Source organism: Anaerobium acetethylicum (genome assembly GCF_900096945.1).
GTDB classification, from domain to species: domain Bacteria; phylum Bacillota; class Clostridia; order Lachnospirales; family Lachnospiraceae; genus Anaerobium; species Anaerobium acetethylicum.
The window spans coordinates 1-13,270 of sequence record NZ_FMKA01000025.1 but is presented as its reverse complement, the minus strand read 5'-3'; the positions used below and the strand labels follow the sequence as shown (position 1 = coordinate 13,270).

At 47.9% G+C, this 13,270-nt stretch carries 10 protein-coding genes; 9 read left to right on the top strand and 1 reads right to left on the bottom strand.

The window, feature by feature from the left end; all coding sequences use genetic code 11:
- The first annotated feature begins 37 nt into the window (after nucleotides 1–37).
- From BJR36_RS15000 to BJR36_RS14970, 7 genes are all read left to right on the top strand, one after another.
- Complete coding sequence (locus BJR36_RS15000) at nucleotides 38–1,657, top strand: extracellular solute-binding protein (protein WP_091235913.1); 1,620 nt, start codon at nucleotides 38–40, stop codon at nucleotides 1,655–1,657.
- A gap of 85 nt (nucleotides 1,658–1,742) precedes the next feature.
- Nucleotides 1,743–3,224, top strand: coding sequence for a glycoside hydrolase family 32 protein (locus tag BJR36_RS14995; protein ID WP_091235843.1), 1,482 nt, complete (start codon nucleotides 1,743–1,745; stop codon nucleotides 3,222–3,224).
- A gap of 178 nt (nucleotides 3,225–3,402) precedes the next feature.
- A complete protein-coding gene (locus tag BJR36_RS14990) occupies nucleotides 3,403–3,837 on the top strand; it encodes a MarR family winged helix-turn-helix transcriptional regulator (RefSeq protein ID WP_091235841.1) in 435 nt (144 codons plus the stop codon).
- A gap of 90 nt (nucleotides 3,838–3,927) precedes the next feature.
- A complete protein-coding gene (locus BJR36_RS14985) occupies nucleotides 3,928–4,953 on the top strand; it encodes a threonine aldolase family protein (protein WP_091235838.1) in 1,026 nt (341 codons plus the stop codon).
- Nucleotides 4,950–7,628 (top strand): translation factor GTPase family protein, encoded by a 2,679-nt coding sequence (locus BJR36_RS14980; protein ID WP_091235835.1) that lies wholly within the window; start codon nucleotides 4,950–4,952, stop codon nucleotides 7,626–7,628. Before BJR36_RS14985 ends, BJR36_RS14980 begins: the two co-directional genes overlap by 4 nt.
- A 485-nt stretch (nucleotides 7,629–8,113) precedes the next feature.
- The gene (gene katG, locus BJR36_RS14975; protein ID WP_091235833.1) at nucleotides 8,114–10,306 is read left to right on the top strand and encodes a catalase/peroxidase HPI; all 2,193 of its coding nucleotides are present in this window, start codon (nucleotides 8,114–8,116) and stop codon (nucleotides 10,304–10,306) included.
- Between the two features lie 110 nt (nucleotides 10,307–10,416).
- Complete coding sequence (locus BJR36_RS14970) at nucleotides 10,417–10,719, top strand: DUF5661 family protein (protein WP_207648886.1); 303 nt, start codon at nucleotides 10,417–10,419, stop codon at nucleotides 10,717–10,719.
- 123 nt (nucleotides 10,720–10,842) lie between these two features.
- Here the strand turns inward: BJR36_RS14970 and rsmH are convergent, their stop codons facing one another.
- Nucleotides 10,843–11,892, bottom strand: a complete 1,050-nt coding sequence (gene rsmH / locus BJR36_RS14965; RefSeq protein ID WP_091235832.1) for a 16S rRNA (cytosine(1402)-N(4))-methyltransferase RsmH — start codon at nucleotides 11,890–11,892, stop codon at nucleotides 10,843–10,845.
- Nucleotides 11,893–12,027: 135 nt separating this feature from the next.
- Here rsmH and BJR36_RS14960 point away from each other — a divergent pair, with 135 nt between their 5' ends.
- Together BJR36_RS14960 and BJR36_RS14955 are read left to right on the top strand one after the other, a co-directional pair.
- Entirely contained in the window at nucleotides 12,028–12,240 is a 213-nt protein-coding gene (locus BJR36_RS14960) for a hypothetical protein (protein ID WP_207648885.1), read from the top strand.
- 29 nt (nucleotides 12,241–12,269) lie between these two features.
- Nucleotides 12,270–13,115: a pirin family protein gene (locus BJR36_RS14955; RefSeq protein ID WP_091235828.1), complete on the top strand. Its 846-nt coding sequence runs from the start codon at nucleotides 12,270–12,272 to the stop codon at nucleotides 13,113–13,115.
- Nucleotides 13,116–13,270 lie beyond the last annotated feature (155 nt).

Sequence of the window (13,270 nt, the reverse complement as noted above, 5' to 3'; positions counted from 1 at the left end):
TTAAGAATAAAAAGGAGAAAAAATCATGGAGAATTCAATGAAGAGAAGTGTAAGAAGAGCATTGGCAGTCATGTTGATTGCGGTAACGGCAGCAGGCTCGCTGGCTGGATGTGGAAAAGGAAGCACTAAGACTGAACAGAAAGTGTTGACAGATGTATCATTCCCATTAGAGGAAACGGCAACCCTGTCATTCATCACGAGTGCTTCGCCAACCTCAACACAGGATCCGAATGAAAGGACTATTTTTAAAAGGTTGCAGGAAAAGACCAACGTTGAGATTGACTGGACATGTTTCGTGTCAGATCAGTTTGCTGACAAGAAAAATCTGGCACTTTCTAAAAAAGATAGTCTGCCTGACGGACTTTTCAATGCAGGCATGAGTACTTACGATCTTCTGCGTTACGCAAAGCAGGGTGTCATTATCCCGGTTGAAGAGCTGATAGACCAGTACATGCCTAATCTGAAAAAGGTTTTAGATGAGAATCCTGACTATCGTAAAATGATTACGGCAGCGGACGGACACATTTATTCCTTCCCGTGGCTTGAACAGCTGGGTTCCGGCAAGGAAGCAATCCAGGCTATAGCAGATATCCCTTGGATCAACAAGACCTGGCTTGATGAGCTCGGACTCGAAGTGCCGACTACAACTGATGAGCTGGTTGAAGTATTGAAAGCGTTCCGTGACAGCAGTCCGGAAGGAAGGAACGATGTAATACCAATGTCCTTCATGATTAACAAGGGGGGCGAGGATCCGGGATTCCTGTTAGGAGCTTTCGGATATGGAGATCCGGGCGACCATGTTGTTGTAACAAGTGATAAAGAAGTTGTTTATGCAAACGTGCAGGAAGGTTATAAAGAAGGTATTGAGTGGTTTCATACCCTGCAGCAAGAGAACCTGATTGATCCTGAAGCATTTACACAGGATTGGGCGGCCTATGTAGCGAAAGGAAAGAGCGGACGTTACGGGATGTTCTTTACATGGGATAGCGGAAATATCGTTTCAAATCAGGATGATTACATTGCGCTGCCGGCACTGGCGGGACCGGACGGAACCGTAAATGCACCAAGACAGAGTGGAAGTGCAACAAGTGGTGTTGATATAGGACGTTGTGTACTTACAAGCGCATGTGAAAATCTGGAACTGGCTGCGAAATGGATCGATCTGATGTATGAACCTATACAGTCAGTGCAGAACAATTGGGGAACTTATGGAGAAGAAGGCAAGTTCAACATATTTGAATTAAAAGAAGATGGTACTTTAGCACATATGGATCTTGGAACAGAATCACCGGTGGAAGTACGTGAGGCACAGGCAGTAGGCGGACCGCTTGCAATCCTGGACAGCTACTATGGAACAGTGACTACATGTCCTGATGATGCCCAGTGGAGACTTGATATCCTTCACGAGACATATGTGAAAGACATGAAGGAAGAATACGTATATCCAGTTGCATTCATGTCACAGGAGGATGCGGAACTGGTTACACAGTATGAAACAGAGATCAGGAAATATGCAGAACAGAAGAAGGCAGAATGGATCCTGAATGGCGGAGTTGATGAAGAGTGGGATGCGTATTTAGAAAAGATGGAAGGGCTCGGATTGTCCAAGTTCCTTGAAATCAAGCAGAAATATCTGGATGCATATTTTGCAGAATAGAAATTTGTAGTACTTAATCACAGCTATTCAGCCTTACTACTGGCTGAATAGCTGCCAAGTATCAGTGAAAGGACAAGACGGGAAGATGAATGGAGTTTTAGCAAGTGAGAAATTAATAAAGGCCAGGGAATATGAAAACAGAAAGCAGAAGGAAATTCCGCAGGGTCAGAAACCCGCCTTCCATGTCAGTGCGCCTATAGGATGGATTAATGATCCCAATGGATTTTCTTTATATAAAGGAGAATACCACCTTTTTTATCAGTACCATCCATACAGCACCAACTGGGGGCCTATGCATTGGGGACACAGTAAGACTGATGATTTTATCAAATGGGATCAGCTTCCGGCTGCAATAGCACCGGATGAAGAGTATGACCAACAGGGCTGCTTCTCGGGCAGCGCCGTAGAGCATGAGGGCAGACATATTTTAATGTATACGGGAGTTCAGGACAAGGTCCTGGAGGATGGTACAAAGGTTTCAAGACAGACGCAGTGCATCGCAGCAGGCGATGGTTATAACTACGAAAAACTGAGCTGCAATCCGGTAATCCAAAGCTGGCAGCTTCCTGAGGGAAGCAGCGCCGTGGACTTCAGAGATCCAAAAATCTGGAAAGAGGGAGAAGTCTTCTATGCGGTTGTTGGAAGCAGGCATGAGGACAATAGCGGACAGATCGCACTTTTTTCTTCAAAGGATCTGAAGGAATGGGAGTTTGTCTCCATTCTGGAAAGATGCAATAACCAGTATGGCCTTATGTGGGAATGTCCGGATTTCTTTCTGCTGGATGGAAAATACGTACTGCTGACTTCCCCGCAGGAAATGAGGTCCGAAGGACTTGAATTCCATAATGGAAATGGAACAATGTATCTGATTGGAAATTACGACAGAGAACAGCAGGATTTTTCGAGAGAAGGCGTGGGCAGTATCGACTATGGTCTTGACTTCTATGCACCACAGACAGTTCTGACTGAAGATGGAAGAAGAGTCATGATAGGCTGGATGCAGTCATGGGACAACCATATGGTTCCCCAAGGCTTCGAATGGTCTGGGATGATGACAATACCAAGAGAGCTCACGATAAAAAATGGAAGACTGTGTCAGAATCCAGTCAGGGAAATCGAGAATTATTATCAGAATCCGGTTACATACAAAGACATAATAGCAGATAAGCCATTGGAACTGAAGGGTATCAGAGGCCGTGAGCTGGATATGACAATAGATGTGGAAGCCGGATATTACGGCTGCTTCAGGATAAATCTTGCGCATAGCGAAAAGTACAGCACATCAATCTGTTATGATTTATCAAAAAATACGCTGACTTTCGACCGTAATTACTCGGGATTAAAAAGAGACGTGATTTATCAGAGATCGATGTATGTCAAAAATCAGGATGGCAAAATAAGAATACGTATCCTGATGGATAAATATTCGGTTGAGGTCTTCGTGAATGATGGGGAACAGGCAATGACATCGATTATCCATACACCGATTGAATCAGACCGAATAGTCTTCGGTGGTGAAGGTAATGTGAAGTTTCATGTGACTAAGAATGATGTTGTCGTAAATTAAAGAAATAGAAGATTCGAAGAAAAGAATAAATTCAAAAAGTGCTGGTCGGAAATCTCCGACCAGCACTTTTTGAATTGGGAATAGTGAAAGCCTGATACGCTGGTTGGTTGACGAAGTCCACTAATCGGCGTATAACTATATATATGATAAAATTACCTGTATTACTCTGGAGGTATATATGGAAGAACAAATATTAAGTCAGGTACGTGCTTTTAACCGTTTTTTTGCAGTGGAATTAAGTGTTTTTGACCGTTATGTGCTCGGAACGGCATATTCCTTAGTGGAAGGCCGTGTTATAGGAGAGGTCGGCCGGAATGAAGGATGTTCGGCAAACAGGATTGCGGAAGATCTGAACATAGATAAAAGCTATTTAAGCAGGGTTCTGGCCAAACTGGAAACCAAGGGACTGATCAGCCGGCTGCCCAGCGCAGGTGACGGACGTAAAAAGCAGCTGAAGTTAACCGAAGCAGGCAGAGAATTATACAATAAGCTGGAAGTGCTTTCTGATAAGCAGGCTGAAGATATACTGAAAGAGGTTGAACCGGAACAGATTGGGGAGTTATTGGAAAGTATGCAATTTATTCAGACTGCTTTAGGAAAAGCCAAAGTGTGAATTCGTGCATATCAGCGGCGCACTACGAAAAGGGAAGATCCATTTATAAGATGTTCGACAAAAGAAATGGAAAGTGAGGAATACTAAAAGATGTTATATTTTGACAGTGATTATATGGAGGGTGCACATCCTCTGATTTTGGAAAAGCTCATGGAAACAAATATGGAAAAAACGCCGGGATACGGTACTGATAAGTACTGTGAAAGCGCTAAAAACAAGATACGCATGGCCTGCAATTGCCCGGCTGCAGAGATACATTTTCTGGTAGGGGGGACCCAGACAAATGCCACGGTAATCAAGGCACTGCTGCGTTCTTACGAGGGCGTAGTAGCAGCAGACAGCGGGCATATTTCAACCCACGAAGCAGGGGCCATAGAGGCTGGCGGCCACAAGGTGTTGACGCTGCCCCAGAAACAGGGAAAGATTTTACCGGAGCAGGTGGATCGCTATATGGAAACATTCAATAATGACCAGAACAATGCCCACATGGTGCATCCGGGAATGGTCTATATTTCGCATCCGACAGAGTATGGAACCCTTTATACGAAAAAGGAACTGGAAGATCTGGGCAGAGTGTGCAGGAAACACGATATACCCTTGTATCTGGATGGGGCCAGACTGGGATATGGCCTTGCGGCAGAGGATACGGATGTTACCCTGGAAGTGATTGCCCGGTGCTGTGATGTTTTCTATATCGGCGGGACCAAGGTGGGAGCGTTGTTTGGAGAGGCTGTCGTGATCACAAGACCGGACCTGGTAAAAAATTTCTTTACCCTTGTGAAGCAGCAAGGCGGCCTGCTTGCCAAGGGACGGCTTCTGGGAATCCAGTTTGATGTGCTTTTTACGGATGACCTATATATTGAAATCGGGAAACATGCAATCAGAATGGCAGAAAAACTGAAGAACGGCCTTTTGGAAAAAGGGTTTGAGTTTTATTTTGAGTCGCCAACAAACCAGCAGTTTCTTATTCTGGACAACCAGGATATGGACAGGTTATCGGAAATCGTTTCCTTCAGCTTTTGGGAATCTTATGACGAACCCCATACTGTCGTCAGACTGGCGACAAACTGGGCGACAGCAGAGGCTGATATCGATCTGCTGCTGGAATCTGTATGAGGAGCACGAATAGAATCGTAGCCGGCATCCTTGCCCATGTGGATGCCGGAAAGACGACGTTATCGGAAAGCATGCTGTATGTAAGCGGCAGCATCAGAAAAATGGGGCGGGTAGACCACCAGGATGCCTTCCTGGATACCTACGAGCTGGAGAAGGCAAGAGGAATCACGATCTTTTCAAAGCAGGCGGAGTTTGCGCTGGGAGAAAAGCAGGTGACTCTGCTTGATACCCCGGGCCACGTGGATTTTTCTGCAGAAATGGAGCGGACCCTGCAGGTGCTGGATTATGCCATTCTGGTCATCAACGGTGCAGACGGGATCGAGAGCCATACCCTGACCTTATGGAAACTTTTGAACATATATGAAATCCCTGTTTTCCTGTTCGTCAATAAGATGGACCAGGCAGGGACGGACCGGGAAAAACTGCTTCAGGAGATGGAAAAACGCCTTGATGAAAGGTGCATAGAATTTGGAAATGATAAAGACCAGGAGGCATTCTGGGACAAGCTCGCCATGTGTGACGAACACCTGATGGAACAGTACCTGGAAAATGGGACTTTGGAAAAGAGGGAGATTGCCGCCTGCATTGCCGAAAGAAAAATTTTCCCCGTATATTTCGGCTCTGCATTGAAGGCAGAGGGTGTGGACACATTCCTTGATGGAATGGAAGAATATACCATCCCACCGGAGTATCCGGAAGAGTTCGGCGCTAAAATATTCAAGATCACCCGGGATGCACAGGGAACCCGCCTGACCCATATGAAGATAACAGGCGGAAGCCTGAAGGTGAAAGCAGTCCTGACAAATGAAAAAACGGAAGACGGACAGAAGCAGGTTCCTGGGAACAGGGAAATCTGGAAAGAAAAGGCGGACCAGATCCGCATCTACTCCGGCAGCCAGTTCCAGCCGGCAGCAGAAGCCCTGGCAGGGACCATCTGTGCGGTGACCGGCCTGTCGAGGACCTATTCAGGAGAGGGACTGGGCATAGAAGCGGCGTCTGACATGCCCATACTCGAGCCGGTCCTGACTTATGAGATCCAGCTGCCCCCGGAATGCGATGTTCACGGAATGCTCGTCAAACTGCGCCAGCTGGAAGAGGAGGAACCCCACCTTCATATCGTGTGGGATGAGCAGCTGGGTGAGATTCATGCAAAGGTCATGGGAGAAATTGAAATAGAAATCCTGAAGAGCATGATTTTAGAACGCTTCGGCGTCAAGGTGGAATTCGGCGCCGGCAGCATTGTCTATAAGGAGACGATCGCAGGCCCGGTAGAGGGAATTGGACATTTTGAACCCCTGCGCCATTATGCGGAAGTCCATCTGTTGATGGAGCCGGGAGAACCGGGAAGCGGTCTGCAGTTCGAAGCCGCTTGCAGCGAGGATGTCCTGGACAGGAACTGGCAGCGGCTTGTGCTGACCCACCTGGAGGAGAAAAAACATAAAGGCGTGCTCACAGGTTCGGAAATCACGGATATGAAGATCACGCTGGTGGCAGGACGCGCCCACCAGAAGCATACGGAAGGCGGGGACTTCAGGCAGGCGACCTACCGTGCGGTTAGACAGGGCCTGAAGAAGGCTGAAAGTATACTGTTAGAGCCGGTTTACGAGTACCGCCTGGAGATCCCGCGGGAATCGGTCGGCAGGGCCCTGGCTGACATCCAGAAAATGCAGGGAAGCTTTGCGGATCCGCTGATAGAAGATGCGCTGGCCATACTGAGCGGTATTGCACCTGTTGCAGGAATGCGGGACTACCAGATGGAAGTGATTGCCTATACGAAAGGCCGCGGCAGGCTGTTCTGCACCCCGAAAGGGTACAAACCATGCCATAATACGGAAGAAATCATCGCTTCCTATGCTTATGATCCGGAGAAGGATCCGGAGAATCCGACGGGGTCCGTTTTCTGTGCCCATGGAGCCGGATTCGTAGTGCCCTGGGACCAGGTGGAACAATATATGCATGTGGACAGCGGCTTGTCCTTTGGTATAGAAGCAGGAGAAGAGAAAACCCGGAAGACACCAGTGACCGGAAGCCGTGCAGCCACAGAAATGTATGATGAAAAAGAATTGGAGGAAATTTTCGTCCGCACCTATGGCGCCATCAAAAGGGACAGGAATCCTGTTTCCAAGAGGATCATTTCTGCCGGCTCAGAAAAGCAGGAAGGGAGTGACGGAGCGGAAACCAGAAGGGTGCTGCTGAAAAAACAGGAAATCAGGGAACGGTATCTGCTGGTAGATGGCTATAATATCATTTTTGCATGGGATGAGCTGAAGGGGCTGGCCAGAATCAACCTGGAGGCAGCCAGAAACAAGCTGATGGATATTCTCAGCAACTACCAGAGCTACAAAAAGATTACTGTCATCCTGGTATTCGACGCCTACAAAGTGGAAGGCGGCCGGGGCGGGATTTCCATGTACCATAACATACATGTGGTCTACACGAAAGAAGCGGAGACTGCAGATCAGTACATCGAAAAGGCTGTCCATGAAATCGGACATAAGTACGACGTGACAGTGGCGACATCTGATGCACTAGAGCAGATGATCGTGCTGGGAAATGGTGCCGGACGGCTTTCTGCGCAGGGGCTGAAAGCTGAAATCAAGGAAGCAGAGGAAGAAATCAGAAGCAATTATCTGAACAAGAACGAGAAGAGCGGGAATTATGTCATAAAAAAATAAGTGAAGTGCCAGTTATGTACTTTGTATACGTTGTTAAGAGCGTGGTTTCACCTGTCTGTAAAGGTGAAACCATTTTTCTTTCATCTCATAGGAAAGTTCGTCCTATGAGATGAAAAACGCTCCGCATGGAAGCACACTCGCGCGATGGGAATTGTGTCGCAAAAGCGACCGCGCTCGGCGCGAGAGTCTGCCCAGGCAGACTCTTTATCCTTCTGTGTGAAGGGGGAAGAATACAGTCCTGAATTGCAGAAGAAATTGAATGGTTACTCGGAAATTAGTGCGAAACACACAGATAATTAGAAACGACAATAAAATAATGAAAAAAACAACAGAGTACATATTTATATTGTATTAACAATTTGTAATGGGTATAATATAACTGATAAGATGACATAACTCTTCAGATCCACGGTCAATTGTGACTACGAAAGAGGCAGTTTTGGGCTGCCATCCTTTCAGCAGTGATATCGATAAGGAGGATTTTTATGGAAGAAATGAGATGTCCAGTGACAGGCAAAACGGGAAAAGCCATAGCGGGCGGCGGAACTTCTAACAGGGACTGGTGGCCGAATCAGTTGAACCTCAGGATACTTCATCAGAATTCAGACCTGAGCAATCCCATGGGCGCTGACTTCAACTATGCTGAAGAATTCAAGACGCTCGACCTGGAAGCTGTGAAGAAAGATCTGTATGCATTGATGACGGATTCCAAGGATTGGTGGCCTGCCGATTATGGCCACTATGGCGGGCTTTTCGTCCGTATGGCATGGCACAGCGCCGGTACCTACCGCATGGGTGACGGACGAGGCGGCGCAGGTATGGGAACACAGCGTTTTGCACCGCTCAACAGCTGGCCTGACAACGTGAACCTCGACAAGGCGCGGCGTCTGCTCTGGGAAATCAAGAAGAAATATGGAAAGAAGCTTTCCTGGGCAGACCTTTTGATACTGGCAGGCAATTGTGCATTGGAGTCCATGGGCTTTAAGACGTTTGGATTTGCCGGCGGCCGCGAGGATGTCTGGGAGCCGCAGGAGGATGTTTACTGGGGCTCTGAGTCCGAATGGCTTGGCGACAAACGTTACTCAGGAGAACGGGATCTTGAGAATCCCCTGGCAGCCGTACAGATGGGCCTGATCTACGTGAATCCGGAAGGACCAAATGGCAACCCGGATCCGGTAGCTTCCGGCCGCGATGTTCGTGAGACTTTTGCAAGAATGGCAATGAACGATGAAGAGACTGTTGCCCTCATAGCAGGCGGCCACACTTTTGGAAAGTGCCATGGTGCCGGTCCGGCAACCCATGTCGGTCCGGAACCGGAGGCTGCCGGCATCGAGGATCAGGGCCTTGGATGGAAGAGCAGCTTTGGAAGCGGCAAGGGAGGCGATACCATCAGCAGCGGCCTTGAAGGCGCATGGAAGCCGAACCCGACCAAATGGGACATGGGATATCTGAACGTGATGTTCGGATACGAGTGGGAACTGGTCAAGAGTCCGGCCGGCGCAAACCAGTGGCTTGCCAAGGATGTGGCTGAAGAGGATATGGTGGTCGATGCCCACGATCCGTCGAAGAAACACAGGCCGATGATGACGACTGCGGATCTGGCCCTTCGTTTTGACCCTGTCTACGAACCGATTGCCCGCCGCTACCAGAAAAATCCAAAGGAATTTCAGGATGCTTTTGCCCGGGCATGGTTCAAGCTTACCCACCGTGATATGGGTCCGCGCTCGAGATACCTTGGACCTGAGGTTCCTGCGGAAGTGCTGATCTGGCAGGATCCGGTGCCTGTGGTTGATTTTGAATTGCCGGACGAACAGGACATCGCAGAGCTTAAGAGTAGAATTCTTGCATCTGGCCTGTCTGTTTCCCAGCTTGTGTCGACAGCCTGGGCTTCAGCGTCCACATTCCGCGGCTCTGATAAGCGCGGCGGGGCAAATGGAGCACGTATCCGTCTTGCACCCCAAAAGGATTGGGAAGTTAACCAGCCGGCTCAGCTGCAGGCAGTGCTCCAGGCTCTTGAAAAGCTTCAGACGGAGTTCAACAGTTCGCAGTCAGGCAAAAAGAAGGTATCACTTGCCGATCTGATCGTCCTGGGCGGTTGTGCGGGCATCGAGCATGCTGCTAAGAATGCCGGCCATAATCTGACAGTACCTTTTGTACCTGGACGGACGGATGCATCCCAGGAGCAGACCGAAGTGAATTCATTCTCAGTACTTGAACCGAAGGCAGATGGGTTCCGCAACTACCTGAAAACCAAATTTTCCGTATCCGCAGAGGAGCTGCTGATCGACCGTTCGCAGCTTCTGACGTTGACGGCTCCTGAAATGACGGTTCTGTTGGGAGGTCTGCGTGTTTTAAATATCAATTACGGCCAGTCTCCACACGGCGTATTTACAACGAGGCCAGAGGCGCTCACGAATGACTTCTTCGTGAATCTGCTGGATATGAATACGGCCTGGAAGCCGGTTTCTGAAGCGGGAGACGTGTTCGAAGGCCGGGATCGTGCCACAGGTGAATTCAAGTGGACAGGCACCCGCGTTGATCTGATTTTTGGTTCAAATTCCCAGCTCAGGGCTATCGCAGAAGTATATGCCTGTGATGATGCCCAGGAAAAATTCCTGCAGGATTTTGTGTCTGCCTGGAATAAGGTCATGAATGCAGACCGCTTCGACCTTGTATAATCCCCCGTTAAGCCGTGCCAAATTGCTGGTTTGGCAATTTGTGTACATTATCTGTGATCGTGAAGGACATAGTCCTGAATGGTCACTCCAAAATGAAAGGAAGTGATGGTATGAAAAAAATCACATTGCCTGAAGCGATGGATATTGCCGGACAATTAGGGGTGGATTTTGAAAATTCCAGATTTACTCCGGAAGAATTTCTGGAAGGGCTCAATATAGAATTGGAGCACGGAATCGTTGATCCTGACACGAACGTAACAGATGACAATCCTTTGACAACGGGGAAAATCGCACTGGCACATTTGAATGAAGTGCCATTATACTATAACCAGGACATCGGATTAGAGGCATGGGAACATGCCATTGAAGCTTTTGAGGGAGACCCCAAAGGCAAAAAGATTCAGATCGTATAACTGTTCAGTAGTCATGAATAGTTACAAATTGTGTAACTTTTGTACTAAAAAGTGGCTTCGCCTTCAATTCTGAGGGCGAAGCCACTTTGATCATATTTCGAAAGAGTCTGCCGGGGAATGACCTTATGCTTTTATAGCCCAGCGCAATTTGGCGCAGCGGGCACGTCCGTTGGAATTGCATTCTTCGGCTGAGGGACGAATTGCTTCGGGTGCGATTTCGCGGTAAATGCCTTCGCGCTTGAATCGTTTAAAAGATTTTTTTACAAGACGGTCTTCTCCTGAATGGAACGTGAGGATGGCAACACGTCCGCCTTCGGCAAGGGCGTCAGGAAGCTTTTCCAAAAACTCGTTCAATACTTCAAATTCGCTGTTGACATCAATGCGCAGTGCCTGGAAGCATCGCTGACAGGATTTTTTGACTGCCTCATTTCTGGTCTTTTCAGGAATGAACTGAAGGGCATCCCTGATAATCTGCTGGAGCTGGGTTGTTGTGGATATGTCTTTTCCTTTTTTGATTGCGGAGATAATGGCGCGGGAGATTTCCACGGCATAAGGTTCATCCGCATTTTCTATGAGCATGCCCTGCAGTTCTGCCTGCGAAATGGTTTTCAAACGGGCTGCTGCCGACTCGCCTTTTTCTGGATTTAAGCGCAGGTCAAGGGGTCCCTCGATTTTAAATGAAAACCCTCTGTCCGGATTATCGATCTGCATAGAAGAGACGCCCAGGTCTGCTAGTATGAAATCGAAAGGACCTGCTTCTGAAGCAACCTGATCTATATTGGAAAAATTCATGTGTTTGATTGTTAAAATTTCAGGTCCATAACCTAAGTTGGCCAGACGTTCCCTGGTGCGGGGCAGCTCGATGGAATCCACATCAAGGGAATACAGATGTCCCTCTGAATGCAGGCATTTCAGCATCTCCAAAGTGTGGCCGCCATAACCAAGCGTTGCATCCAGTCCGGTCTGTCCGGGCGTGATCTGCAGGAACTCTAATATTTCATTCACGCAGATTGAACGATGCATGCCGGCAGGGGTACTTCCCTTTTGGATGACCTTTGCTACAGTATCTGCATATTTTTCAGGCTGCAGTTCCTTATATTTTTCTTTAAAAGCCTTCGGATGAGTTCCGCTATATCGAACGCGTCGCTTGTGCTTTCCTTCCTGGTTTTCCATTATATAACCTCCAAAATTTCATTTCGTTTGTGATAGCATGCAAAGCGTAACTGTGCAGAACCTCTGTTTCGAGAGGACATAGTCCTGAATAGTCACTGTAAATCTTATGATAACAAATACGGTATCTAAAAGCAAATGATTCGGAATAAGTTGCACCTGTTTGTGTATCGGGTTTATAATAAATACAATAATGGCTGGCGGCGATGCAACAGAACAATCATACCATGGGCCGTAATTCCGGTAGCGGCCATATGCGGAGTGGAGCCTGCGGATCTTGTCAGAAAAAATATAATTCCTGTAATTGCAGGATTTACGGCAACAATCATCGTGGCAATCATAATTCTATAAAAATGGAAGAAGAAAGGGGTTTTTAAGCTATGGGTAAAATCAGAACAGTGAAGAAAATCACCAGAGGCGTGCAGGCTGTTGACGGAGCAGGCGTAAAGCTGGTCCGGGTCATCGGATATCATGATACAAAGGATTACGATCCGTTTTTGATGCTGGATGCTTTCGATTCTTCGAATCCGGATGATTATACGAAGGGATTTCCGTGGCACCCGCACAGAGGCATTGAAACGATAACCTATCTGATCCAGGGGGATATCGAACACGGTGACAGCCTTGGGAACAAAGGCAGCATTCTCGATGGCGACTGCCAGTGGATGACCGCCGGATCCGGCATTATTCATCAGGAAATGCCAAAGCCGGCTGAAAGGATGTTTGGCGCACAGCTATGGCTGAATCTGCCGGCAAAGGACAAGATGACGCCTCCAAAATACGGTGATATCAAAAGAGAAAGCATACCTGTAGCAGAGGAAGCTGGAACCAGAGTGCACATCATCGCAGGAACGTATCAGGGGATCCAGGGGGCATTTGAAGGAAGCCATGTAAAGGCTGATTATCTGGATGTCGAAGTCGTGGCAGGAAACGAATGGTCCTATCAATGCGCGCCGGATGCAACGCTGTTTATTTATATCGTGCAGGGTGAAGGCGAGTTTGATGCTGATGGGAAACAGACCATACCTGAAAAAAATGCGGTTCTCTTCAATGACGGAGAAGTGTTCAGGGTGAAGGCAACGGACAGAGGCATCCGGTTTCTTCTTTTTTCAGGGAAACCGCTGAAGGAACCTATTGCATGGGGAGGCCCTATTGTTATGAATACAAAGGAAGAGCTGGATCTGGCCTTCCGGGAACTGGATGAGAATACGTTTATTAAACGGTAAGAGTGGAGTGTCAAAAGCCCATTTACGGAATGGGAACCGTCAATTTGCAGGGGTTTTGGTAATCAGGACGTGATGCAAAACATGTTCATTCGCAGCGCGCTCTCGCTTAGATGAAGACGTAGTGGTACGTAAGGCCGCAAAGTACGCGGCCTAAG

Bases quoted from the DNA above. Each gene is read 5' to 3' on its own strand.
- BJR36_RS15000 (WP_091235913.1), top strand. From the start codon at position 38: ATGAAGAGAAGTGTAAGAAGAGCATTGGCAGTCATGTTGATTGCGGTA.
- BJR36_RS14995 (WP_091235843.1), top strand. From the start codon at position 1,743: ATGAATGGAGTTTTAGCAAGTGAGAAATTAATAAAGGCCAGGGAATAT.
- BJR36_RS14990 (WP_091235841.1), top strand. From the start codon at position 3,403: ATGGAAGAACAAATATTAAGTCAGGTACGTGCTTTTAACCGTTTTTTT.
- BJR36_RS14985 (WP_091235838.1), top strand. From the start codon at position 3,928: ATGTTATATTTTGACAGTGATTATATGGAGGGTGCACATCCTCTGATT.
- BJR36_RS14980 (WP_091235835.1), top strand. From the start codon at position 4,950: ATGAGGAGCACGAATAGAATCGTAGCCGGCATCCTTGCCCATGTGGAT.
- katG (WP_091235833.1), top strand. From the start codon at position 8,114: ATGGAAGAAATGAGATGTCCAGTGACAGGCAAAACGGGAAAAGCCATA.
- BJR36_RS14970 (WP_207648886.1), top strand. From the start codon at position 10,417: ATGAAAAAAATCACATTGCCTGAAGCGATGGATATTGCCGGACAATTA.
- rsmH (WP_091235832.1), bottom strand. From the start codon at position 11,892: ATGGAAAACCAGGAAGGAAAGCACAAGCGACGCGTTCGATATAGCGGA.
- BJR36_RS14960 (WP_207648885.1), top strand. From the start codon at position 12,028: ATGATTCGGAATAAGTTGCACCTGTTTGTGTATCGGGTTTATAATAAA.
- BJR36_RS14955 (WP_091235828.1), top strand. From the start codon at position 12,270: ATGGGTAAAATCAGAACAGTGAAGAAAATCACCAGAGGCGTGCAGGCT.